Annotated in this window: 25 protein-coding genes, 1 other RNA gene and 1 riboswitch; of the genes, 17 read left to right on the forward strand and 9 right to left on the reverse strand. The window is 35.4% G+C overall.

What is annotated here, in order from left to right; translation table 11 throughout:
• Positions 1-87 precede the first annotated feature (87 nt).
• From secG to ssrA, 5 genes are all read left to right on the forward strand, one after another.
• Complete coding sequence (secG, locus tag MKX66_RS21720; RefSeq protein WP_002016062.1) at positions 88-321, forward strand: preprotein translocase subunit SecG; 234 nt, start codon at positions 88-90, stop codon at positions 319-321.
• 161 nt (positions 322-482) lie between these two features.
• Positions 483-1,223 carry an alpha/beta hydrolase gene (locus MKX66_RS21725; RefSeq protein ID WP_162836430.1) on the forward strand — a complete coding sequence of 247 codons (741 nt, stop codon included), beginning with the start codon at positions 483-485 and terminating at the stop codon, positions 1,221-1,223.
• Positions 1,224-1,445: 222 nt separating this feature from the next.
• Complete coding sequence (gene rnr, locus MKX66_RS21730; RefSeq protein WP_445662215.1) at positions 1,446-3,878, forward strand: ribonuclease R; 2,433 nt, start codon at positions 1,446-1,448, stop codon at positions 3,876-3,878.
• A 460-nt stretch (positions 3,879-4,338) separates the two neighbouring features.
• Positions 4,339-4,806, forward strand: a complete 468-nt coding sequence (gene smpB, locus MKX66_RS21735; protein WP_193652127.1) for an SsrA-binding protein — start codon at positions 4,339-4,341, stop codon at positions 4,804-4,806.
• Between the two features lie 125 nt (positions 4,807-4,931).
• Positions 4,932-5,286: a transfer-messenger RNA gene (ssrA, locus tag MKX66_RS21740) on the forward strand.
• A 297-nt stretch (positions 5,287-5,583) separates the two neighbouring features.
• On the opposite strand, the gene MKX66_RS21745 is transcribed toward ssrA, so the two are convergent.
• On the reverse strand, positions 5,584-6,543 hold the full coding sequence (locus tag MKX66_RS21745) for a choline-binding protein A (protein ID WP_326996750.1): 960 nt from the start codon (positions 6,541-6,543) through the stop codon (positions 5,584-5,586).
• Between the two features lie 1,113 nt (positions 6,544-7,656).
• On the opposite strand from MKX66_RS21745, the gene MKX66_RS21750 reads away from it, so the two are divergent.
• The 6 genes from MKX66_RS21750 (at position 7,657) to alo (ending at position 14,780) form a co-directional block, all read left to right on the forward strand.
• Positions 7,657-8,334, forward strand: coding sequence for a response regulator transcription factor (locus MKX66_RS21750; RefSeq protein ID WP_002034688.1), 678 nt, complete (start codon positions 7,657-7,659; stop codon positions 8,332-8,334).
• A gap of 480 nt (positions 8,335-8,814) precedes the next feature.
• The gene (locus tag MKX66_RS21755; RefSeq protein WP_098635134.1) at positions 8,815-9,828 is read left to right on the forward strand and encodes a siderophore ABC transporter substrate-binding protein; all 1,014 of its coding nucleotides are present in this window, start codon (positions 8,815-8,817) and stop codon (positions 9,826-9,828) included.
• 19 nt (positions 9,829-9,847) lie between these two features.
• On the forward strand, positions 9,848-10,864 hold the full coding sequence (locus MKX66_RS21760) for an ABC transporter permease (RefSeq protein WP_002143714.1): 1,017 nt from the start codon (positions 9,848-9,850) through the stop codon (positions 10,862-10,864).
• Positions 10,861-11,925: an iron chelate uptake ABC transporter family permease subunit gene (locus tag MKX66_RS21765; protein WP_326996752.1), complete on the forward strand. Its 1,065-nt coding sequence runs from the start codon at positions 10,861-10,863 to the stop codon at positions 11,923-11,925. Before MKX66_RS21760 ends, MKX66_RS21765 begins: the two co-directional genes overlap by 4 nt.
• Positions 11,922-12,674, forward strand: a complete 753-nt coding sequence (locus MKX66_RS21770) for an iron ABC transporter ATP-binding protein (protein ID WP_002089518.1) — start codon at positions 11,922-11,924, stop codon at positions 12,672-12,674. The genes MKX66_RS21765 and MKX66_RS21770 overlap by 4 nt, the downstream gene beginning before the upstream one ends.
• Before the next feature lie 567 nt (positions 12,675-13,241).
• Positions 13,242-14,780, forward strand: coding sequence for an anthrolysin O/cereolysin O family cholesterol-dependent cytolysin Alo (alo, locus tag MKX66_RS21775; protein WP_002089517.1), 1,539 nt, complete (start codon positions 13,242-13,244; stop codon positions 14,778-14,780).
• 51 nt (positions 14,781-14,831) lie between these two features.
• On the opposite strand, the gene MKX66_RS21780 is transcribed toward alo, so the two are convergent.
• The 3 genes from MKX66_RS21780 to MKX66_RS21790 form a co-directional block, all read right to left on the reverse strand.
• Entirely contained in the window at positions 14,832-16,112 is a 1,281-nt protein-coding gene (locus tag MKX66_RS21780; protein WP_201064003.1) for a purine/pyrimidine permease, read from the reverse strand.
• Positions 16,113-16,239: 127 nt separating this feature from the next.
• Complete coding sequence (gene cynS, locus MKX66_RS21785) at positions 16,240-16,689, reverse strand: cyanase (protein WP_001081567.1); 450 nt, start codon at positions 16,687-16,689, stop codon at positions 16,240-16,242.
• A 31-nt stretch (positions 16,690-16,720) separates the two neighbouring features.
• Positions 16,721-17,302 (reverse strand): beta-class carbonic anhydrase, encoded by a 582-nt coding sequence (locus MKX66_RS21790; RefSeq protein ID WP_016102247.1) that lies wholly within the window; start codon positions 17,300-17,302, stop codon positions 16,721-16,723.
• A 167-nt stretch (positions 17,303-17,469) separates the two neighbouring features.
• Here MKX66_RS21790 and MKX66_RS21795 point away from each other — a divergent pair, with 167 nt between their 5' ends.
• On the forward strand, positions 17,470-17,901 hold the full coding sequence (locus MKX66_RS21795) for an Lrp/AsnC family transcriptional regulator (RefSeq protein WP_002016035.1): 432 nt from the start codon (positions 17,470-17,472) through the stop codon (positions 17,899-17,901).
• A 262-nt stretch (positions 17,902-18,163) separates the two neighbouring features.
• On the opposite strand, the gene MKX66_RS21800 is transcribed toward MKX66_RS21795, so the two are convergent.
• The 3 genes from MKX66_RS21800 to MKX66_RS21810 form a co-directional block, all read right to left on the reverse strand.
• The gene (locus MKX66_RS21800) at positions 18,164-18,403 is read right to left on the reverse strand and encodes a DUF896 domain-containing protein (protein WP_219374980.1); all 240 of its coding nucleotides are present in this window, start codon (positions 18,401-18,403) and stop codon (positions 18,164-18,166) included.
• A 19-nt stretch (positions 18,404-18,422) separates the two neighbouring features.
• Complete coding sequence (locus MKX66_RS21805; RefSeq protein WP_326996754.1) at positions 18,423-19,415, reverse strand: MsnO8 family LLM class oxidoreductase; 993 nt, start codon at positions 19,413-19,415, stop codon at positions 18,423-18,425.
• Between the two features lie 69 nt (positions 19,416-19,484).
• Entirely contained in the window at positions 19,485-20,132 is a 648-nt protein-coding gene (locus MKX66_RS21810; protein WP_326996755.1) for a nitroreductase family protein, read from the reverse strand.
• 164 nt (positions 20,133-20,296) lie between these two features.
• Between MKX66_RS21810 and MKX66_RS21815 the strand changes: the two genes are divergently transcribed.
• The 4 genes from MKX66_RS21815 (at position 20,297) to MKX66_RS21830 (ending at position 22,177) form a co-directional block, all read left to right on the forward strand.
• Entirely contained in the window at positions 20,297-20,653 is a 357-nt protein-coding gene (locus MKX66_RS21815) for a winged helix-turn-helix transcriptional regulator (protein WP_016121030.1), read from the forward strand.
• A 71-nt stretch (positions 20,654-20,724) separates the two neighbouring features.
• On the forward strand, positions 20,725-21,129 hold the full coding sequence (gene psiE / locus MKX66_RS21820; RefSeq protein ID WP_044439305.1) for a phosphate-starvation-inducible protein PsiE: 405 nt from the start codon (positions 20,725-20,727) through the stop codon (positions 21,127-21,129).
• A 137-nt stretch (positions 21,130-21,266) separates the two neighbouring features.
• On the forward strand, positions 21,267-21,782 hold the full coding sequence (gene speG, locus MKX66_RS21825) for a spermidine N1-acetyltransferase (protein WP_002034701.1): 516 nt from the start codon (positions 21,267-21,269) through the stop codon (positions 21,780-21,782).
• A 182-nt stretch (positions 21,783-21,964) separates the two neighbouring features.
• The gene (locus MKX66_RS21830) at positions 21,965-22,177 is read left to right on the forward strand and encodes a DUF3955 domain-containing protein (RefSeq protein ID WP_181295495.1); all 213 of its coding nucleotides are present in this window, start codon (positions 21,965-21,967) and stop codon (positions 22,175-22,177) included.
• A 292-nt stretch (positions 22,178-22,469) separates the two neighbouring features.
• On the opposite strand, the gene crcB (MKX66_RS21835) is transcribed toward MKX66_RS21830, so the two are convergent.
• Positions 22,470-22,826, reverse strand: coding sequence for a fluoride efflux transporter CrcB (crcB, locus tag MKX66_RS21835; RefSeq protein WP_193652119.1), 357 nt, complete (start codon positions 22,824-22,826; stop codon positions 22,470-22,472).
• Positions 22,823-23,227, reverse strand: a complete 405-nt coding sequence (gene crcB, locus MKX66_RS21840; RefSeq protein WP_002143706.1) for a fluoride efflux transporter CrcB — start codon at positions 23,225-23,227, stop codon at positions 22,823-22,825. The genes crcB (MKX66_RS21835) and crcB (MKX66_RS21840) overlap by 4 nt, the downstream gene beginning before the upstream one ends.
• 54 nt (positions 23,228-23,281) lie before the next feature.
• Positions 23,282-23,341, reverse strand: a riboswitch (Fluoride riboswitch).
• 219 nt (positions 23,342-23,560) lie between these two features.
• Between crcB (MKX66_RS21840) and MKX66_RS21845 the strand changes: the two genes are divergently transcribed.
• The gene (locus MKX66_RS21845; RefSeq protein ID WP_326996757.1) at positions 23,561-24,619 is read left to right on the forward strand and encodes an endonuclease/exonuclease/phosphatase family protein; all 1,059 of its coding nucleotides are present in this window, start codon (positions 23,561-23,563) and stop codon (positions 24,617-24,619) included.
• Position 24,620: the final 1 nt, after the last annotated feature.

Genomic DNA, 24,620 nt, shown 5'->3' on the forward strand with positions numbered 1-24,620 from the left:
AAAGCGAGAGCGATTCTATAGCTCTCGCTTTTCTATAGGATTTATGCTACATTTAAAATAACTGAATCTTTGTAGGAGGTACGCCAAGTGCATACGTTATTATCAGTTTTACTTATTATTGTATCGATTTTAATGATTGTTATGGTACTTATGCAGTCTAGTAATAGCTCAGGCCTTTCAGGCGCTATTTCAGGTGGTGCAGAGCAATTGTTTGGTAAGCAAAAAGCACGTGGAATTGAAGCGGTATTAAACCGTGTTACAGTTGTCTTAGCTGTACTATTCTTCGTACTAACAATTGGTGTTACGTACTTAAATTTATAAAATTAAAAGAAGAAGCGTTAGCGGATTATGCTAATGGTTCTTCTTTTTTTGATTTGTTATTCAAAAAAAGTTTCTAATTAGATTATAGAATTATAAATATGGTACACTAAGAATAGAAAGAATACGACTAGATTACAGAAGAGAAAGAGGAGAAGTACATGATGAAATTAGCATCTCCAAAACCATTTACATTTGAAGGTGGAGACCGCGCTGTTTTATTATTACATGGATTCACAGGGAACTCAGCTGACGTACGCATGCTAGGGCGTTTCTTAGAGAAGAAAGGCTATACTTGTCATGCGCCAATTTATAAAGGACACGGTGTACCACCAGAAGAGCTTGTTCATACAGGCCCTGAAGACTGGTGGAAAGATGTAATGAATGCCTACCAGCATTTAAAAGATCAAGGTTACGAGAAAATAGCTGCGGTTGGATTATCATTAGGCGGAGTATTCTCATTAAAACTTGCTTATACATTACCGATTTTAGGTGTTGTACCAATGTGTGCACCGATGTACATTAAAAGTGAAGAAATTATGTACCAAGGTATATTGGCATATGCCCGCGAATATAAAAAGCGTGAGCAAAAATCACCAGAACGAATTGAGCAGGAAATGTTTGAATTTAAACAGACACCAATGAATACATTAAAAGCATTACAGGAGTTGATTCGTGACGTACGCAATAATGTTGATATGATTTATGCTCCAACATTCGTTGTACAAGCACGTCATGATGAGATGATTAATACAGATAGTGCTAACATTATTTATAACGGTGTAGAATCTACGTTAAAAGACATTAAATGGTATGAAGACTCTACGCATGTCATTACACTTGATAAAGAACGTGATGTGCTACATGAGGATGTATATAACTTCTTGGAGCAACTAGATTGGTAAGGTCTAGTTGCCTCTTTTTTTCATAAGGGAATTTTTATCCCGCTATTTGTGGGCTAATAATCAGTGGGGACGGACAAAAAACCATTGGTTAAAGTTACACTTTATGAAAGCTGTAAAAAATCATTGGGAGATGATTAAAGTTTCACTTTATACATCCCCCATCTTTCGGATACACTAAATAATATAAGGGTTTAAAGGAGGTATTTCTGCTTGGAAGAAATCATGCAAGAACATATTGATAAGTTGTTATTATTTATGAGGGAAGAAGCGTATAAACCGTTAACGATACAAGAATTAGAATCGGCATTTGGAATCGAAGGCTCTGAGGGCTTTAAAGATTTCGTAAAGGCACTTGTAATGATGGAAGAGAAGGGGCTTGTTATCCGCACACGTAGTAACCGCTACGGTCTTCCAGAAAAAATGAATTTAGTACGCGGTAAATTAATTGGGCACGCACGTGGTTTTGCGTTCGTCGTTCCAGAAGAGAAGAAAACAGGAGATGATGATCTTTTCATCCCGCCGACAGAATTAAATGGTGCACTTCATGGTGATACAGTATTAGCACGTGTTAGCGCACAATCAAGTGGATCACGCCAAGAAGGCGCGATTGTTCGTATTTTAGAGCGTGGAACGAAGGAATTAGTTGGTACATATACAGAGTCAAAGAACTTTGGATTTGTTATACCTGATAATAAACGCTGGACAAGTGACATTTTTATCTTGAAAAGTGCATCTATGGGCGCTGTAGAAGGCCATAAAGTAGTTGTGAAAATTACGGGTTACCCAGAGAACCGTTTAAGTGCAGAAGGTGAAGTTATTCAAATTCTAGGTCATAAAAATGACCCAGGAGTAGATATTTTATCTGTCATTCATAAACATCATTTACCTTTAGCATTCCCTGAAGAAGTGATGGAGCATGCAAACAGTGTACCAGAAACGATTTCAGAAGAAGATATAAAAGATCGTCGTGATTTACGTGATCAAATGATTGTTACAATTGATGGTGCGGATGCGAAAGACTTAGATGACGCTGTTACAGTAACGAAGCTTGAGAACGGTAACTATAAGCTTGGCGTTCATATTGCAGATGTAAGTCATTACGTTCAAGAAGGTTCTCCAATTGATGTTGAAGCAGCAGAGAGAGCGACGAGTGTATATCTTGTAGACCGTGTAATTCCGATGATTCCGCATCGTTTATCAAACGGTATTTGTTCATTAAATCCGAAAGTAGACCGTCTGACACTATCTTGTGAAATGGAAATCAACAATCTAGGTGATGTTGTAAAACACGAGATTTTCCAAAGTGTAATTAAAACGACAGAGCGTATGACGTATGCTGACGTAAGAAGCATTTTAGAAGATGAAGACGAAGCACTAATTGAACGTTACGAGCCGCTAGTACCAATGTTTAAAGAAATGGGGCAGTTAGCACAAATTTTACGTGAAAAACGTATGCGCCGTGGTGCGATTGACTTTGACTTTAAAGAAGCGAAAGTACTAGTAGATGAAGAAGGAAAACCGACTGATGTTGTAATGCGTGATCGTTCTGTATCAGAGAAGTTAATTGAAGAGTTTATGCTTGTTGCGAACGAAACAGTAGCGGAGCATTTCCACTGGATGAACGTACCGTTTATGTACCGTGTCCATGAAGATCCGAAAGAAGATAAGCTTGAGCGTTTCTTCGAGTTTGTAACAAACTTCGGATATGCAGTAAAGGGACGTGCGAATGAAATACACCCTCGTGCATTGCAGCAAATTCTTGAAATGGTTCAAGGTCAGCCGGAAGAAATAGTCATTTCAACAGTTATGCTTCGTTCTATGAAGCAAGCACGTTATGACTCGAACAGCTTAGGACATTTTGGTTTATCAACTGAGTTCTACACGCATTTCACATCGCCAATTCGTCGTTACCCAGATACGATTGTTCATAGATTGATTCGTGAATACATCATTAATGGTAAAGTAGACAACGAAACGCAAGCGAAATGGCGTGAAAACTTACCTGAGATTGCAGAGCACTCTTCTAATATGGAACGCCGTGCTGTTGAAGCAGAGCGTGAAACAGACGAAATGAAAAAAGCAGAGTATATGGTCGATAAGATCGGTGAAGAGTATGACGGTATGATTAGCTCTGTAACAAACTTCGGTTTATTCGTAGAGCTTCCAAATACAATTGAAGGTCTTGTACACGTTAGCTATTTAACAGATGATTACTACCGTTATGACGAAAAACATTTTGCGATGATCGGAGAACGTACAGGTAACGTATTCCGCATCGGTGACGAAATTACAATTCGTGTTATTAACGTAAATAAAGACGAGCGTGCAATCGACTTTGAAATCGTTGGCATGAAAGGCACACCTCGTCGTAAGTTCAAAGATCGTCCAGTTGTGATTGAACAGCCAAGAACAGGCAGAAAGAAACGCGGTGGACGTAGCGAACGTAGTAATGAGCGCGGTGGTGAACGCGGCACAGGAAGAAAGTTTGATCGTGGTGGACAAGGAAAAGGACAAGGAAAAGCATCTGCATCCACATCCGCTAGTCAGCCAGGGAAAAAAGATGGTAATAGTAATAGTAATAGTAATGGTAAGAAGAAAAAAGGATTCTTTGAAAATGTACCAGGATTCAAGAAGAAAAAGAAAAAGCGCAAGTAAGAAAAGAGTGGCTTCGCCTTACATTCTGAGCGAGCCACTTTCGCTTTTTGTGGAATCCAGCTACAGTGGCTAGGATGTTTGGTGGCTTCGCTTCTTCCCAGGAGGCAAAGAGCACCTCAAGGTCAGAAGCTCCATCCACCTCACATTCTAAGCGAGCCACTTTCGCTTTTTGTGGAATCCAGCTACAGTGGCTAGAATGTTTGGTGGTTTCGCTTCTTCCCAGGAGGCAAAGAACGCCTCAAGGTCAGAAGCTCCATCCACCTTACATTCTGAGCGAGCCACTTTCGCTTTTTGTTGGAATCCAGCTACAGTGGCTAGAATCTATTGGCCATTTCGCGCCCTCGGACGAAGCAAAAAGCGCTTCTCTGTCGGGAGCTCCAATGTCCAAAGATTCTAAGCGAGCCACTTTCGCTTTTTGTTTACATTTGTTACAATGGTAAAAATAGAGGAGGGACGTTATATGCCAAAAGGTACAGGTAAGGTTATTGCGCAAAATAAAAAAGCATTTCATGATTATTTCATCGAAGAAACATACGAAGCAGGGCTTGTCCTTCAAGGAACGGAAATTAAGTCGATTCGCGCTGGACGCGTGAACTTGAAAGACGCGTTTGCACGTATACATAACGGTGAAGTATGGGTTCATAATATGCATATTAACACATATGAACAAGGGAATCGTTTCAATCACGATCCGCTACGTACAAGGAAGTTACTTCTTCATAAAAAAGAAATTGATAAGCTAGCAGGTTACGCAAAAGAAACAGGATATGCATTAGTTCCAGTTAGAATCTATTTGAAAAATGGATTTGCGAAAATGGCACTTGGTTTAGCAAAAGGTAAGAAGCAATATGATAAGCGTCACGATTTAAAAGAGAAAGAAGCTAAACGTGAAATTGCACGCGTGTTCCGTGATCGTCAAAAGATGTAATACAGATATTTACATTTGTAAAACGGCGCGCGTATGATATAATAACTTATGTAAGGTTGTTGCACATTGAAAAACAGCTCTTAGTAGCTATCACGATATTTCTTCGTATGCTCCATTTTTATCATGGGGACGTTACGGATTCGACAGGGATAGTTCGAGCTTAGGTTGCGAGTCGAGGGGATCGGCCTCGTTAAAACGTCAAAGCCTATAATTGGCAAACAAAACAATCTTTCTTTAGCTGCTTAATTGCACTAAAGGTTCCTCCCTCCATCGTCCATGTGGTAGGGTAAGGGACTCAAACTAAGTGGACTACGCCGGAGTTCGCCGTCTGAGGGCGAAGGAAGAGAACAATCAGACTAGCAACTTGGAAGCCTGTCGATAGGCCGAAGAGTTCGCGAAATGCTAATATATCGACTACACTCGTAGAAGCTTAAGTGCCGATATTTTTGGACGTGGGTTCGACTCCCACCGTCTCCACCAATACATATTTGGTGGTTTTTTTATTTTGTATATAACAAGAAGCATAAGATGGCCGTTTTGGTCAACTTATGCTTCTTTTAGTATACGGCCAACTTGTGCTTCCAGGATTTCAAGAATATTTTTAATGTCGCCTTTAAATAAAGTCGCGACTTTTAGGGATAGCATCACATCGCCATCAACTTAAGAAATTCATTGTTCCTCAAAATGAAAAAACGAGCTGAATTCCCATAAATAAATGCAGAAAGAACAAATTTCGTTTTGGATATATTTCAAAGTCTCAAGTCGATAGGCATATGGCTACTTTTCAACTAGTACGATATCATCAAGATAGGCATTAATATTGTCAATATTGTCATCAAGAGAGACATCAATTCTTGGTAATACGGCAGGAAGATCAATTATCAATTCAATTGGAGAACTATCATTTAGAGTAGTAAATTCGAGCGATTTTTGTTCATACTGTGAGGACCTAAGTTCCAAAAACCGTTGGCCTATTACTTTACTCCCTAAAAATACGTGTATACTTTCATCAGGATAAGTTACTTTTCCAGATACAGAAAGTATGTATGTAGTATTAGGCTTCAAAGCTACGTTTCCCCTAAGCCCACCGTATAATCCTTTTAAATGAAGTCCTTTAGAGTTATTTACTCCTACATGCTCTTCAATAGTGGATTTTGCATCGCCAAATGGTTTAAGAGGTTCTAAACTTGAATTGTGGTCAAAATCAACATTTAAAATATAAGATTTCTCCTTTTCCTTTAAGTGTACATTATCAAACTTAGCCCTCCCATTTGCTGTAGAAGCAAGTTTGACAGCAAAGTTTGACACATCCTCCCCTGTTTTAAACTTTATCTCATGATGTTCCGGCTTAAATCCTGTATACTGCTTCTTTGTTAATGGAACGATTTCTTGATTGGCATTCAGATTACCTACTGTTACTTCTGATGGGGAAACTATACTTCCCGCTATATCAAATGTTAATGTATATTCTGTATTCGGTTTTACAGTAACAAGTTGATAGGCTGTGTCTGCATGTATTAATTTGAGATAATGATTGCCGGGTTCAGAAGTGCCGATATTCTCGGTAGAAGAATTAGGGTTAGATAAAATCCAGTTATTTAGCCCATCCTCAAATTCTCCATTCCTAACTTGTTCATTTGCAGATGGACTATCTGCGGATACAATACCTGAAAAACCTATACTGGCACTTAATACAATTGCTGTAGAAAATACTCCTATACCGACTTTTTTAAACAATTTCTTCATCTCCTTTGGTCAGATTAAACTTTATTTTTTTCATACTTTCTATATATATTTGGATAAACCTTCCAAAGAACAACTTTATTTATAAATGATTTATAGGTTATTTTCAATTGAAAGATCTTCAACATATACAAGGCCACTTTGCTCAAATTGAACGGGTAAAGAAATCATATCAAGAGAGCATAGTGACCTATTAACTAACGAAAGCGTCAGTTCCACTTGCTCGTATATTAAGGTTATTAGTATCAATTTAACCAAATATTATTCCAAAGCTACATTAATAAAACACACGGCCAGCTTATGGGTAAAGTGACATTTATTTTATACTCTTATCATTACAATAAGAATCTCTTTCCACAATGCTAGGAACATTTGATTGAACTTCGTTTTTTCTGCATGAGCAAAAATGCTTACCCTACTTAACGATGAATTAGCCAAAATAGAAGTAGTGACTAACTTTTGTTATACCCAAAATATCTATCCCATAATTTTTATTCGAGAGATAAATAATAGAATGTTCTAGTATTTCGAAGTGCACGATAAACAGCAAAAATATAAATATACTATTCTTTTTTTGTTTATCAGAATTAATAGCCCTATAAAGAGAAGTTTGTGAAACTCCTGTTTTTTGAATAATTCCTTTTATTGAATACTTATTGCTATAATACAATTGAAATCTTCTCCTTTTCTAATGGTAGTCTCCCTAATTTCGTCCCTTTTTTTCACTTTGTTTCAGACTCTTTTTTATCCTCTTCCCAACCAATTTATTTTCTAGATTTAAAACAATAGAAAGAATACAGTTTTTTTGTTTTGTGGTTTTATAAAATGCTTAAGTTGAGGATGGTACCCTTGAAACAGAAACTGAATGAATAGTTATTGATAATAAGCAACTAGATAATATAGTTGCTCTTAATGATTAAATAATATGTATTTAAATCTTCATATATTTTGTGTTTTCATCCATATCTATTGTAAGATTATATAGAGTTCTCCTAATAAGCTGTTATAACGGCTTTTTTAGGGATTTAATATTTATAGATCTTAAATTATTTTTTTGGGATAACTTTTTATCCAACTAAGTTATATTGAAGTAGAGGTGAACCATCGGTGAAGCAGGTGTTAGTAATTAAGAATGAACGGTCTTTTGCAAAGAAAATCGTAAGCGGTCTAACGCAAGAGGGCTATTTCATTTTAAAACTTCACAATGAAAACCAAGGTTTAAATATAGTATATGAACAAGATTGGGATATTATCATATTGGATTGGGATTCGTTAAGTATATCGGGGCCAGAAATTTGTAGACAAATACGACTTGTTAAAACGACACCGATAATTATTGTGACCGACAATATTTCTAGCAAGGATTGCATAGCAGGGCTACAAGCAGGAGCAGATGATTATATTAGAAAACCGTTTGTGAAAGAAGAATTAGTAGCGAGGGTTCAAGCTATTTTAAGGAGAAGTGACTGTATCCAGCAAAATGAGACAAACTTTTTTCAGTTTAAAGATCTCTTTGTTGATGCATCTAGCAATATTGTAAAAAAAGGTGGTAAAAATCTCACGCTTACTAAGCGCGAGTACGATTTACTTGTATTTTTAATCAAGAATAAAAATACAATATTGAGCCGTGAAATGCTTTTGAACCAGGTTTGGGGATATAACGTAGTAGTCAATCCCAATGTAGTGGATTTATATATTGGGTATGTAAGAAAAAAGTTAAAGTGCGAGAAGAGAGATAGATATATTCAAACGATACATGGCAGGGGCTATTCAATGATTGAATGATAAAATAAGATAATAGGTAAAGTACAGTTTGTCATAATAGAAAAAACGAGTAAAACTATTTCATACAGTTTTACTCGTTTTTTCTATTAAACCTGATAATCAAATAGTTTCTGTGAAATATTAAAAGACGGAAACTATAAAAAGAAGATTGCTACCAGGCAATGGATTATGAAAAATTAGCTATTCATGGGCATTTTTTTTGCAGTAGAAATCATGGTTTATAAGGTGCCCAATCTATTGATTAGTACGTGTGGGGGATGACTCTAGTGCGCATTAGATGAGACTGTATCTAATGTATGTTTAATTGTATTAACTCACACCATTCACAAGATTTTCACATAATTAATGACTATACTTATTAACAGGATGTTCAAATGAAAATGATTATCAATAGCAATTTAGATACATAAAAGTTACTATCTAATTTAATCTATGGACGTTATCATTTTCGAACTAAATTACATTATAAGGAGTATACGTATGAAAAAAACTATGCTTTTAAAATTAGTAAGTATTTTAGCAATTTTCACTTTAATGTTAGTGGCTTGCTCAGATTCAAGTAAGGAAACTTCGAAAGCTAATAAAGGTGATAGTAGTGATAAGCCAAAAACAGTTGAAATCACTGATGCACATGGAACTGTTAAAGTCCCTGTAAATCCAAAAAATGTAGTTGCTTTAGATAATAGAACTTTTGAAACTTTAGCTGATTGGGGAATTAAATTAGCGGCTGCTCCAAAGGATGTAATGCCTGCAGATTCAGCATATGTAAAAGATGATTCAGTTAAAAATATTGGGAATCACCGCGAACCAAATCTTGAAATTATTGCAGCGGCAAACCCTGAACTTGTAATCGTTGGTCAAAGATTTGCTGGTCATTACGAAGAAATCAAAAAATTAGTGCCAAATGCAGCTGTTATTGATCTTAATGTTGATGTTTCTGAAAAAGCTACTAAGCCTGGCGAAAACTTAGTAAAAGGACTTAAAGATTCTACAATTACTTTAGGGAAAATCTTTGATAAAGATAAAGAAGCTAAACAAGTAGTAGCTGATTTTGATAAATCTATTGAAAAAGTAAAATCTGCTTATAATGGAAAAGATAAAGTTATGAGTGTTATTGTTACTGGTGGAAATATTGGTTTTGCTGCTCCACATTCTGGTCGCGTTTGGGGACCGATGTATGAAATTTTCGGTTGGACTCCAGCACTAGAAGTTGCTAATTCTACTGCAGGTCATAAAGGTGATGACGTTTCTGTTGAAGCTATTGCACAAACAAATCCTGATTGGCTTTTCGTATTAGATCGTGATGCTGCAACATCTGATGCTGCTAAGTCAGCTCCTGCTCAAGATGTTATTTCTAAATCACCAGCTCTTCAAAACACAACTGCTGTTTCTAAAAAACAAGTTGTTTATGCACCAGCAGATACTTACACAAATGAATCAATTCAGACTTATATAGAGTTATTTGGAAATATCGCAAAAACTTTAGCTAAGTAGTGTAAAGGAGTACGAAACAGTGTCAAAAAATATGATTTCTAGGGTTGAGAATATTTCTCAACCCCAGTTTTATAATCACAATAAAATATGGACAAAACCTTTTATAATAGCGATTATAGTTGTTACAATTTTAGGGATTATATCACTGTTTACTGGAGTTTATGATATACGTGGACAAGAGGACGGAATGGAGATGTTTTTCATAACTCGTGTTCCGAGAACAGTTGCATTAATGCTTACTGGAGCTGCAATGGCGATGGCAGGGCTTGTAATGCAATTAATTACACAGAATCGTTTTGTTGAACCTACTACAACGGGGACTATTGAATGGTCAGGCTTAGGCCTGCTTTTTGTATATTTATTATTTCCTGCCCCGACGTTAGTTCAAAGAATGACTGGTGCAATCATTTTTTCTTTTATAGGAACTATGATTTTCTTTCTATTTTTAAGAAGAGTTAAACTTCGTTCGTCTTTAATTGTTCCGATTATTGGATTGATGCTTGGAGCAGTTATTTCTGCAGTGTCTACTTTTTTGGGACTCCTTTTTCAAATGACGCAAAGTATTGAAACTTGGTTCGTAGGTTCATTTGCTACCGTTCAGGTGGGAAGATATGAATATTTATGGCTGATTGTTATCGTTACTGTGCTTATTTTTATGTATGCTAATAGATTGACTCTAGCTGGACTAGGAGAAGATGTCGCAACAAGCCTTGGAGTTAATTACAATAGAATTGTTCTTTTTGGGACTGGCCTTATCTCTGTTGCAGTTGGAATTGTTGCAGCTGTTATTGGAAACTTACCTTTCTTGGGATTAATTGTTCCAAACATTGTTTCAATGTTTAGGGGAGATGATCTTAGGAGTAATTTACCTTGGGTATGTGTGATCGGAATGGGGACAATAACTGCCTGTGACATCATTTCTCGAACAATTATAAAGCCTTTTGAAGTACCTGTTTCTTTAATACTTGCAACAGTGGGAGCAGTCGTATTTATTACTATTTTATTGAGAAAAAGAAAACCAAGGAGGCTGCGATGATCACATTAGACTATAGAAATAAAGAAAATGTCGAAATCGATTCTAGCCTTCATAATGAAAGTAGATCAGCTAGCGCTTTTCGTTCTAAGAAGGAAGCAAGACGTTATTGGATTGTACTGATAACATTGATCGCTTTAGGTCTCCTTTCTTCATATGGACTTTTAGTTTATAACAATCCAGTTCCGATAGATTCACCTTCTTTTATCCCAGTTGTTAAGAGAAGGATAATAGCCATTGTTGCGATGATTATTGCTGCAGCTTGTCATAGCTTGTCGACAGTTGCTTTCCAATCTATTACGAACAATAAGATTATTACTCCTTCGCTTTTAGGTTTCGAATCACTTTATTCAGCAATTCATACGAGTACAATATTCTTCTTTGGTGCTAGTGCATTAATAAACTTTAATGGAATTGGATCGTTTGTATTCCAAGTTGTTGTTATGGTCTTCATGAGTTTGATACTTTATGGATGGTTACTTTCCGGTAAATACGGGAATTTACAACTTATGCTTTTAGTTGGAATTATTATTGGTACCGGACTAAATTCTGTGTCAACTTTTATGAGAAAGCTACTTGCGCCTTCAGAGTTTGATATTTTACAAGCGAAATTATTTGGTTCTGTTAATCACGCAGATCCTGCATATTTTCCTATTGTAATTCCTATGATCATAATTGTAGCAGTATTAATTTTTGCTCATTCTAAGAATTTGAATGTTTTGTCACTAGGAAAGGATGTTGCTACTTCTTTTGGAGTTAAATATCAACCTAGTGTAATTTATACGCTTGTATTAGTTGCTATTTTGATGTCCATTTCAACAGCTCTAATTGGGCCACTTACTTTCTACGGCTTTTTAGTAGCAACTTTGAGTTATCAGGCGGCATCAACTTATGATCATAGATATATTTTTCCAATGGCTTTTGCAATAGGATTTTTGATAATGACGAGTGCATACTTTTTAATGTATCATGTATTCCATGCTCAAGGTGTAGTTTCAGTTATTATTGAATTATTTGGTGGAATCATATTCTTAACTATAGTTTTAAGGAAGAGGGCTTTATGATAAAAATTGATAATGTTAAAAAGTTCTATACTGATAAGGTGAAAATAGGACCTTTGGATATTGAAATACCAAAAGCGGGCTTTACTTCTTTAATTGGACCAAATGGCGCTGGAAAGTCAACGACACTATTGATGATTGGAAGACTTTTAGATATGGATGAAGGCCAAATTCAGGTAGCAAATATGGATGTTTCTGAATCCAAATCAAAAGACTTAGCAAAAGTTTTGACCATATTGCGACAAGAGAATCATTTTGTAACTAGGCTTACTGTTAGACAATTAGTTGGATTTGGGCGCTTTCCTTATTCAAAGGGAAGATTAACTAAAGAGGATGAAGCTATTATTTCTAAATATATCGATTTCCTAGATTTAACTAATTTAGAGAATAGATATTTAGATGAGCTTTCTGGTGGTCAAAGACAAAGGGCATATGTAGCGATGGTATTGTGCCAAGAGACTGAATATGTACTTTTGGACGAGCCTCTGAACAACCTTGATGTTGCTCGTTCTGTTCAAATGATGGAGCATTTGAGACGTGCAGCTAATGAATTTGGAAGAACAATTTTGACTGTTATGCATGACATAAATTTTGCAGCCAAATATTCGGATAAAATTTGTGCTATGAAGGATGGACAAATTGCTGCTTTTGGAACAGTAGAAGAGGTTATGGACCCAACAATTTTAACAGATATTTTTGAAACGAAAATTGAAATTATCAAAGGTCCTTATGGGCCAATCGCTGTTTATTAGTTACAAAGTGTAAAAATGAGTATGTCAAAAAAATACTGTAGCTTGCGTAAATCATGCCAGCTACTCTAGTTGAAGTTGCTGTCTGTATTTTATAGGCAGCAGCTTTTTTTATGCGGTTGCCCATGATAACTCTTAATATTTCTGGCTGCTCGTAACAGTCCTGCATGTATTTCATTACTTCCGGTCCTGCGATGCTTCCAACAATAAACTTGTAAATTACTCATGAAATGCAAAGGAACGCTTTGGGTTTTCAAGTATTTACCAAACGAAAAATTTATCTCTGTATAACTTTTTATAAGAATTCAGCTTGTTTTTTTTGTATGTAATATTGCATATAAGAGTGTATTGATAAAAGTGTAAGGGGTCACTATAATGAGGGCATAAAGATAAATCACATTTTCGCAGCAATAAAAAAGGAGGAAATAATATGGAAATCGCAATGGCAGTTTTGAAATTTGTAGGTGGCGTAATCCCGTTAATTCAAGAACTTTTAAAAGCATTTATGTAGGTTTATTAGTTAGCTATCATTTATCAATCATTATCATATCTTACTAAAAAAAGAACGGGGTGATTTTTCTGAATATTAAGAAAAACACTAAAAGAAGAAAGTTCCTTGCGTGTTTATTAGTTAGTCTATGCACTATTAATTATTCATCTATTTCCTTCGCAGAAACACAAGTAGGTAATGCAACTGATGTAACCAAAAATGCTAGTGGCATTGATACTGGTATAGCAAGCCTTAAATATAATAATCAAGAGGTTTTAGCTGTAAATGGTGATAAGGTAGAGAGTTTTGTTCCGAAAGAAAGTATCAATTCAAATGGTAAATTTGTAGTAGTGGAACGCGAGAAAAAATCACTTACAACTTCACCAGTCGATATTTCGATTATTGATTCTGTGGTGAATCGTACGTATCCAGGAGCGGTACAACTTGCAAATAAAGCTTTTGCAGACAATCAACCGAGTTTATTAGTGGCTAAGAGAAAGCCTTTAAATATTAGTATAGACTTACCTGGCATGAGAAAAGAAAATACAATTACTGTCCAAAATCCGACATATGGTAATGTGGCTGGAGCAGTAGATGATTTAGTATCTACTTGGAATGAAAAGTATTCTAAAACACATACGTTACCTGCAAGAATGCAGTATACAGAATCTATGGTTTATAGTAAATCACAAATCGCAAGTGCCCTTAACGTTAACGCTAAATATCTCGATAACAGTCTAAACATCGATTTTAATGCGGTTGCAAATGGAGAGAAGAAAGTGATGGTAGCGGCATATAAGCAAATATTTTATACCGTAAGTGCTGAACTACCTAACAATCCATCCGATCTTTTTGATAATAGTGTTACTTTTGGTGAGTTAACTCGTAAAGGTGTAAGTAATTCGGCTCCACCTGTTATGGTTTCAAATGTAGCTTATGGTAGAACTGTTTATGTAAAATTAGAAACAACATCTAAGAGTAAAGATGTACAAGCTGCTTTTAAAGCCTTACTTAAGAATAACAGCGTCGAAACGAGTGGACAGTACAAAGATATTTTTGAAGAAAGTACTTTTACTGCTGTAGTATTAGGCGGAGATGCGAAAGAGCATAACAAGGTTGTTACTAAAGATTTCAATGAAATCCGAAATATCATTAAAGATAATGCTGAATTAAGTCTTAAAAATCCAGCATACCCAATTTCATATACAAGTACTTTTTTAAAAGATAATGCAACTGCTGCTGTTCATAACAATACAGATTATATTGAGACGACAACTACAGAATATTCAAGTGCTAAAATGACACTTGATCATTACGGTGCTTATGTTGCTCAATTTGATGTATCTTGGGATGAATTCACATTTGATCAAAATGGGAAAGAAGTACTAACACATAAAACATGGGATGGTAGCGGCAGAGACAAAACAGCTCATTACTCTACAGTTATCCCTCTTCCACCAAATTCAAAAAATATAAAAATCGTAGCTAGAGAATGTACTGGTCTTGCATGGGAATGGTGGAGAACAATTATTAATGAACAAAATGTTCCATTAACAAATGAAATAAAAGTTTCAATTGGAGGAACAACATTATACCCAACTGCTAGTATTAGTCATTAGGTATAAAAAGGCGCCCTGTAAGCAGGGCGCTTTTTTACTTAGTCACAAATTTTACTCTTTCCAAAACTGTTCCAATAGAATGACAAGCATGGTACCCACAAGTAATCCATTACTTAAAACATATTGTAAGGAAGAAGGAATTCCGCTAAATGCACTTTCTGGAAGAAACATTATTCCCAAACTGATTAATAATGAAATTCCTAATATAGTTAATCGGCGTTGATTTAATTCTTCACGTAAAATGGATTGAAATGAAATGCCTATTACTTGGACAAATGTTGCTAAAAGTGCGGCATTAGCAATAGGACCTGGTAGCAAGGATATAAAGTTTACAATTGAAGGAATAAAAGAAATTCCTGCTAATATAAGACTTGCTATAAGGAACGACTTCACTTTTCTTTGTCCTGTTAGTTGAATAAATCCTGCTGATGCAGGTAATGGTACAATTCCAATTGTAGAAAACACCGACGAGATAATATGCGATATACCTCCGGCCCACACGCCGCGGTTCAGTATTTGCTTTTCATTTTCTTTAGATAACGGAGCCACTTGTTTTACAGCCGAAATAGCAGCGATTGTATTTGCAACTAAAAGAAATGTAAATAAAGTTGCAGTTAGAGCCATTCCGATATCTAATCTAGGTGTGCCCCAAGAAAATAGCTCTGGTAACTTAACTAACGGTGTGTGTGAAGGTATATGAGATGATTTTCCTAATACAGCATACAAAAGCCAACCACATGAAATTCCAAGTAACACAGCGTAACTTTTCATCCATCCGTTCCCTTTAATTGATAAGAAAGTAATAAGGGCAAAAACAAAGAGCGCAATAGCAGCCGTTGTATAATCAGGATGAGTTACAGCTCCTTGTAATCCCATCATTCCTTTTAGTAACACACCACTAAGCTGAAGAGATAATATTAAAAGAAAAGTTCCTGTAACCAAGGGTGTAAATAAACGTAGAATTCGATGAACAAGCCCTGTTATACCAAGGACGAAGAGTAATATACCTGCAATAATTAATCCACCTTCTAAAAGTTGTAATACATCCTTTGCACTTTGTCCCTGATGCATAGCGACTTGTCCCAATATGACAAATATACTTACCCATGAACCGGCTGGCCCATCCGCTATGGGATAGCGATGCCCAAACCATGCTTGTATAAATGAACTTACTCCTACAACTAAAAAAGTTCGTTGCATTAATGTTGAGATATCTTCTATTGATAAATGGAATATGCCACCAATAATGATAGGCAATGCAATTGCATTTGCTAATAAAAACACAAACCACTGTAGAATACTAAAGCTCGTATCGACGTATTTTTTATTCATATTATTCTCCCTCGTATAAAAAGAATCTCATAGTAAAAATCCATCCTTTCTACACAGCTAGATTAAAAAGGATGGATTTTGTAAATCTATAAAATTACTTCAATTATATAAATGGATTTTTAATTAATTACCATGTACGGAACGGTAAGAATTTCCCGTTAAGTGTAATCACGATACGAGGGTCGCCACCTTTTGGATCTTCTTGTGTGTCCACACCTAGATTGAAGTTAATTGCACTCATTACACCTTCGCCAGCTTTTTCTAGGATTAATTCTCTAAGAGTTGGTGCGTATTGTAACATCATTTCATATAATCGATATAAGATTGGGTCAGTAGGAGGCATTTGCATTACTTGACCTCTAAGTGGAACTACTGTTAATGCTTGAACTACTTCTTCATCTAATTCTAATAGTTTACCGATTTTTTCTGCTTCTGGACGTGTCATTGTAGCTTGTCCTAATAACGCTGTTACAACCCAAGTCTCAGAGTTTTCACTTACTTTTGAAATTTCTTCCCATGTTAAACCTTTTGCAATTTTTGCTTCCATAATTTTTTGCGTAGCTTCTTGTCTATTCATATCTAATAACTTCCCTTCATTTAAGTAATAATTAGTTTTTCATACCATTTAATGCTTTATATCCATCAACTATTAAATCTAATTTACCTGTGTGAGGATCAATAACTAAACCATGTACAGGAACATCTTTTGGAATAAGTGGATGATTTCTTACTAAATCAACATTAGCTTGAGTTGAACCGTTGACATCATCGAATCCAAATAACCATTTTTCAAGGTCAACACCAGCATATTCAATCGCTGATAAAATTTCTGGTGAAGCTACTCCACGATCTAATATTTTTTGAAGTGTTCCTTTTGGATTAGTTTGGCTCGCACCACATCTTTGGTGTCCGATAAGGAAGATTTCATCTGCATTTAGATCATATACTGATGCGACAACACTTTGCATAACACTATCGAAAGCAGAAGCAATTTTACCACCTGCATTTCTGATAACTTTTGCATCACCATCGTGTATATCTAAAGCTTTTGGAAGTAGCTCAATTAAACGAGCGTCCATGCAAGAAACAACAACCATACGTTTTTTAGGCATTTTTGTCGCTTCATGAGGAGCGTATTCTTTATTTTCTACAAATTGTTCATTGAACGATAAAATCTCTTGTAATAACATATTTGTAACCTCCTTTAAATCTAGATGTATTTTTTTGTTGCGTCCTCTGTGTTATAAGTAAATATAACTGATAAACAATGTGATGTAAGAGGATAAACTAAGTATAGTGAATTGTATCGACAAGCAGAATAAGTTGGCGAAACACTTTCTGGCTTTCTACTTTCACGATGAAAGGATTGGTTTATATCATTGATCAAACAGATTTTGAGATACTGAAATTATTAGGAGAAAACTCAAGAATACAATGGAAAGAACTTGGTCAAAAAATACATATGACGGGGCAGGCTGTAGGAAATCGAATTCGAAGATTAGAGGATTTAGGGATTATTGAACAATATACAATCGCAATAAACCGAATCAAATTAGGACAAGTAGTGACTGCATTTGTTACTTTATTCGTAACAACAGCTAATCATCAAGAGTTTATGAATTTCTTTCAAAAAGAAGAAGGGATTTCTGAAGTAGACCGTATAAGTGGTGAGGGATGTTATTTATTAAAAACACATTTTGCTTCTAATGAAGAATTGGATAACTTTCTGGGGCGACTATTAAAGTATGGGAATTATCGTGTTAACTTATCAATAGGAAAGTTAAAATAAGATTTCTTTTCTTTGAGGGTTATAGTAACCTTATTTGCTGTTTTGTGGAATTCACTGCAAACTTATAGGTAGAGTGATATTGTAGGATAAAAACCATAACTTTGCCGGAGGGGCGGGGGTATGGTTTTTTGTTTGTAGATTTTCAAGTTAGAACTAGAAGTTTGAAGGATACGTCGATGAGGTATGTAATGTTAACTTAATGATCCATCTAATCATATGTTTACTTAGATGAATCATTAAGTAACAAAAAGTCTCGGTATTTTCATACATTGTTATCTGTGTTTAGTGATAGCTTTTGTTGTTCTTTTAATTTTTCAGGTGTCACGTCATTTCCTAAAGGATCTAATATTTTTAATCCTGTGACAGTGGTACTGATTTGACCGCGAATAATTTGAAGGTACTCCTCGCGTAATGCTTTACGCTCATGTAATTCTGTTTTTGTTAAACCGTCTTCTTTTTGTTTTTTAGCTAGTTCATTGATTCGATTTAAAACTTCAAGCATTGTTTTCCCGCCTTTCTTTTTATAGAAGCTCTTTTGCAAGTAGTCGATAAGATTGTAGTTTTGCGTCATGATTATGACTGATTGTCCCAATCATAGCTTCGTTAACTCCGAATTTTTCTTCATGTTCGCGAAATGTATTTGCAACTTCTTTAGCACTTCCAACAAGGAATTTTTTACGATTGTTCTGTATATGCATTTTGTCCATTTCAGTGTAATTGTAATTTAGTGCTTCTTCAGGAGAAGGTACGTGGAAGTACTTACCTTTATCTAAAAATAATAGAGATAAATCTAAAGAAGCTGCATGATATTCTGCTTCTTCAGCAGTTTCCGCTGCTAGTGCAAAATACCCAATGTTTATTTTAGGCTTAACCATAAACTCAGAAGGGACGAAATTTTTACGATAAGATTCTAACATTTCACTAGATAACTCCCCACTAATAAACTGAGCATAGGAATAACCAATACCGAATCTTCCTGCCTGTGCACCGCTACTACCACTAGAACCTAATAGCCAAATTTCAGGTAATGGGGCACCTAATGGAGAAGCAAGTGTACGATTGTATAAATGATCTGCAGGCATTGTTTCTGTCATAAACATCATCGTATCCATTAATTTATCGTACAGATTCAGCATGTTCGGATGTTTTCCTTCATGTAATGCAAGTGTAGAAAATTGATTGCCACCTGGCGCTCGACCTACACCGAAATCAATTCTATCTGGATATAAAGATGTTAATGTTTTAAATACTTCTGCCATCTTTAATGGTGAATGGTGCATTAACATCATTCCACCAGAACCAACGCGAATTTGCTCTGTTACAGATGCGATATGAGAGATCATAATTTCTGGTGAAGCACTAGCAAAATTGGCTGAACCATGATGCTCAGAATACCATAGTCTTTGATAGCCTAGTTTATCTACTAACTGTGCTAATTCAATCGTATTTTTAAAAGTTTCTTGAGTAGTTACCCCGTTTGAAACTGGAGTTTGATCTAAAACACTTAATTTCATAAGAAAACCTCTTTTCTTGTTAGTAGTGTTTATCGTACTTTTATTTCTAAAGTACGATAAACACGGTGATTAAAACTCGCCATTCCAAGACGTTACTTCATCTACAGTTAATCGAACTGTTGGGAATCCTGGCTCTTTTGCTTTGCCTAATGCAATCATTAAGATGTCAGTTAAGTTTTCTGGAACGTTAAATGCTTTGCGGAATTCTTCAACGTTATAGCCAAGCATTGGGACTGTATCGTATCCTCTCGCTTTTGCAGCAAGCATAAATTGCATAGCTAGCAAACCACCGTCAAGCATTTGCCATTCTCTTTTTCCTTGTTCGCTTACAGATGCATAAAACTCACGAATACTGTTGTTCAGTCTGTTTTTAATTTCTTCTGTCATGAATCCAGCAGCTACTGCACGTTCATTCACTTTATTGATATGTTCGAATTCATGGGCATTATTTTCGCTTAAAATTACGATCATAGCGGATGCTTCTAGCACTTGTGGTTGATTTAAAGCAATTGGATGAAGTTTCTCTTTTAAGTCTTGATCTGTAATTACCATGAAACGCCATGGGTTTAAGTTGGAACTACTTGGTGCTAGCATTGCTTCTTCTAAAAGTTCTTTAATTTCTTCATCAGAGATTGTAACTGAAGGATCATAAGAGCGAACGGAACGGCGCTCACGAATCACATCATAAAAATTTGCAGTACGATTTTCTTTTTTCATTTTAAAATACCTCCACTAATTTAATGCTCTGTTATAAGTTGCTTACATGCATCATTATGGTATAGTACAGATATTATGAAAAGTACGCACTTTTCCGTGATATAGACACCATCTCGTGACATAGGCACGAGAAAGTGCCTATCAAAATACAGAAGGAGTTCAATATGAAAAAAGAGTATAACAATAGAATTGAAGTCGTTTTGGATGTGATCGGAGGTAAGTGGAAATCCCACATTTTATATCATTTAACAAGCGGACCGACAAGAACGGGTGAGTTAAAACGATTGGTAACTGGTATTACACAAAAAATGCTTACTGAGCAATTGAAAGAGCTTGAAAAAGATGGGCTTGTGTCTAGAAAAGTATATAATCAAGTACCACCGAAAGTTGAGTATTCTCTTACAGAACAGGGAGAATCATTAAAAAAGGGTTTGAAGGTGCTTTGCGATTGGGGAAGCGATTATATTAAGCATAAATATCCGAATGGTGAAGTAATCGTGAAAGAGGACGATCATATATGATTTAACATTTCTGTAAGTATAATTTTGCTATAATGAATAAGTACTTACACGAAGGGGAGCTAAAAGAGGAAATGAAGTCATTTAATATCGATCATTATATAGCTAGCGTTTTACAGTGGATATTAAATATAGCGTTAATCATATTATCCATTGTTTTATCAATCTTTTTAATTAACGAGACGATTACTTTTGTTCAATACATATTTTCAGCGAAGAAATACACACCGTATAAGTTAGTTGAAAGCATCATTGTCTACTTCTTATACTTCGAGTTTATCGCATTAATTATTAAGTATTTTAAATCTAATTATCATTTTCCGTTACGGTATTTTATTTATATCGGGATTACGGCTTTAATTCGATTAATTATCGTGTCTCACGATGAACCGATGGAGACGTTGTTATATGCAGGGTCTATTCTTGTTTTAGTCATTTCTTTATACATATCAAATATGAGGGATTTGAGAAAAGAGTAGTGCAGACATAAGTTTGCACTACTTTTTGTACCTTGACCTTCAAGTTACTTGAAGGTTTACAATGTAATTAGGACGTTTGAAATCGAAAAAAATTGAGAAATTAAGTGAAGAGGTTATTTTACTTGGAGGTTATAGAAATGAGTCAGGAATTAAAGTTACGTCCTTTAGAACGGGAAGATTTAAAGTTCGTGCACGAACTTAATAATAACGCACATATTATGTCTTATTGGTTTGAAGAGCCGTATGAGGCTTTTGTAGAACTACAGGATTTATATGATAAACATATCCACGATCAAAGTGAACGCCGTTTTATCCTGGAGAAAGATAATGAGATGGTTGGATTAGTTGAGTTAGTGGAAATTGATTATATTCATCGAAGAACTGAATTCCAGATTATTATTGATCCGAATTATCAAGGACATGGTTATGCAGCGGAAGCGACGCGTTTAGCGATGGATTACGCTTTTTCTGTATTAAATATGCATAAACTCTATTTAGTTGTTGATAAAGAGAATGAAAAGGCTGTACATGTTTATAAAAAGGTTGGATTTATGGTAGAAGGAGAACTTCTCGACGAGTTTTTCGTTGATGGAAACTACCATAATGCGATAAGAATGTGCATGTTCCAGAAGGAATATTTTAGAACGAAATAATGGAGTGAAAAGGCTATAGACGATCATTGTCTATAGCCTTTTTTTATTATGTTTAACAACAACTTTTTATTGTAAAACAATAAAAAGTTGTTGACTTAAAATGTTAGTGGGCTTATTATGATGGTATTGAGAATAGTAAAAAGGAATGCAGATAAATTAATTGTGAAATCAAAGGAGAATATATTATGAAAAAATATTTATTAGCTTCTAGTCCAATATTTTTAGGAGTGTTATGCATCATTATGTTTAATGTAATTGGTTCGGAAGTAAAACCAGACGGAACTTTAGTGGAGCCATTTTACTTAATTCCGTTAGCATATTTATTTACCTTCACTGGAATTGTTGCAATTTTGTTTGTGGCCCTTTTCTCGGTGCTTCGAAAAAAGACAGCGTAATAAAACACTTGCCATGAAATAGAAACATACGATAGGGAAGAAAAATAAAAAGTGAGCTGAATCATGGTGAATCATTATTGTTATCCTGAAAGACAAGTAGGATCGGCTATTACTTTGGCAGGAGCAAAGAAGTTAGGTGGGAGTCGGGCTGCCTGTAAACGCCCGATTGGTGAAGGCTAATAATCAGTGGGTAAGAACAAAACCCCCACTGATTAAAGTTTCACTTTATTTTCCATTCCATATGGCGGGACATACTTCTTATGAAAGAAAGCGACTCAATAGAGTCGCTTTTTTATATTCCACCGAGCTTCATTCCAAGGAATGCGAATAGGATACCAATTATGTAAGTAGTACTTAAATATAAAAGGAATGTGTAAATTTTTTTGCGATTGAGAAGCTGAATGGACTCTAATTTAAGTGTCGAAAATGTGGTGAATGCGCCCATAAATCCAGTTCCTAATAATAATTTCCATTCTGTAGAGACTCCGTTGCCAATTATATACCCGAGTAAAAATGCTCCTGTTATATTAATAAGGAATGTAGCAATTGGAAAGGGTGTTTTATTTCTTTTTTTAAACCAATTGCTAATTGCAAATCGTGTAATCGCACCGAAAAATCCTCCAGTTGCTACTAATAAAGCTTCCATCATAAGTGATCACCTTCCGTAAGTGATTTCTTAATTAAGAAATCACCTAGTGTATAGCCAAGTCCAGACATAATGAGACCGCCAAGTATGCTACATGATACATATAAGAAAGCCGTGCTCCATTCAGAATGATTGATTAATTGCACAGTTTCTACACTAAATGTTGAAAACGTCGTAAAGGAACCGATGAATCCAGTCCCGATGCCTGTGATAACCTCTGAAGGTAAGATGTTTAGCCGGGCGATATACGTAGTTAGCCATGCTAATAAGAAGCAGCCGGCTAAGTTAATGAGTAATGTAGCTAATGGAAAAGAATGATGCCAAAATGTATGAATAGTAAGACCTAAATAATAGCGGGAAAGGGCTCCTAATATGCCGGCGATGCCAACGATAATATAAATCAATTTTCTCACCTCTTTAAATAGCTTGCTCAAAAAAATAGACTCCTACCAGTAGTTATACTGGTAGGAGTCATTAGCTAAGCAGCGGTTATGGCGAACTCCATCGCCTATGATTATTACATATAGTGTACTAAACATTGCGTTTAATTTCCAGTGGAGAAGTTAGTGCATTTTGTATTTATATAATAGTTTAAGATAAGGAATCCTTACTTATAAACTAAATATAGTGATATAAGGTTTTCAGTGTGATAAAATATTTCGTATGTCTGTCATTTTTTTATTTAACTGAAAATAAAGAAAAGTAAAATCATATGTTTTAGAAAAGGAGTCGTTTGTTTGAAAAAGTTATTAAAAATAGTACTTATATGTATTTTAGTAGGTGTGGGAGTTGTAGGTGGGTTTTTAGCTTATATGGCACTTACAAAAGAACAGCCGGCTGATGTTATAAGCTTGAAGGTGGAAAACAATAAGGAGCGCGTAATTGCGCATGAAAATGAATTTAAAGTTACAACATTTAATATTGGATATGCTGGACTAGATAAGGATCAAGACTTCTTTATGGATGGGGGAAAAGGGTCTGGTTCAAGTAGTAAAGAACAAACGGAAACTAACTTAAAGAATATGCTTTCGTTTTTACAAAATGAGAATAGTGATTTTGCGCTATTACAAGAAATAGATATAAAATCAATGCGATCATTTGATGTAAATGGACATGAATTTTTGAAAAAAGGACTACCTGATTATGCTTCTTCGTTCGGAAAGAACTATGATACAAAATGGGTTCCTGTACCAATCACAAGTCCAATGGGATATGCTGAAGCTGGATTAAGTACATTTTCTAAATATACGGTTCAAACAGCGAAGAGATTTCAGCTTCCTGGAATGGAGCCGTGGCCAAAGCGTTTATTTGATTTAGACCGAGCGATTGTTGAACATAAAATTCCTGTTAATAATGGGAAATTTGTTAGACTCGTAAATTTACATTTGTCTGCTTATGATGAAGGCGGAAAAATTAGAAAGCAGCAAGTGGAGTATTTAAAAGAATATATGAACAAGCATTATAAAAATGGTGATTATGTAATAATGGGCGGAGACTGGAATCAATTAATTTCTAACGCTCAGTTAAGTGATCCGAAGTTCGTGAAAGAGCGTCCTGAGTGGTTAGTAGAGTTACCAAAGGACTTTACTGATGGTGGCTTTAAGTGGGCTGTAGATCCGTCTGTTATGACTGTGAGAGATGATGTGAAGAAATATGTGGAAGGTGAAAATTTCGTCACGATTATTGATGGCTTTATCGTTTCACCGAATGTTGAAATTGTAAATGTACAAGGGAAAGATTTGAAGTTTGAAAATAGCGATCATAACCCAGTGAGTGCGGTATTCAAGCTGAAGTAAT

The sequence above is a fragment of the Bacillus sp. FSL R9-9530 genome (assembly GCF_038008145.1).
Classification (GTDB): Bacteria; Bacillota; Bacilli; order Bacillales; family Bacillaceae_G; genus Bacillus_A; species Bacillus_A mycoides.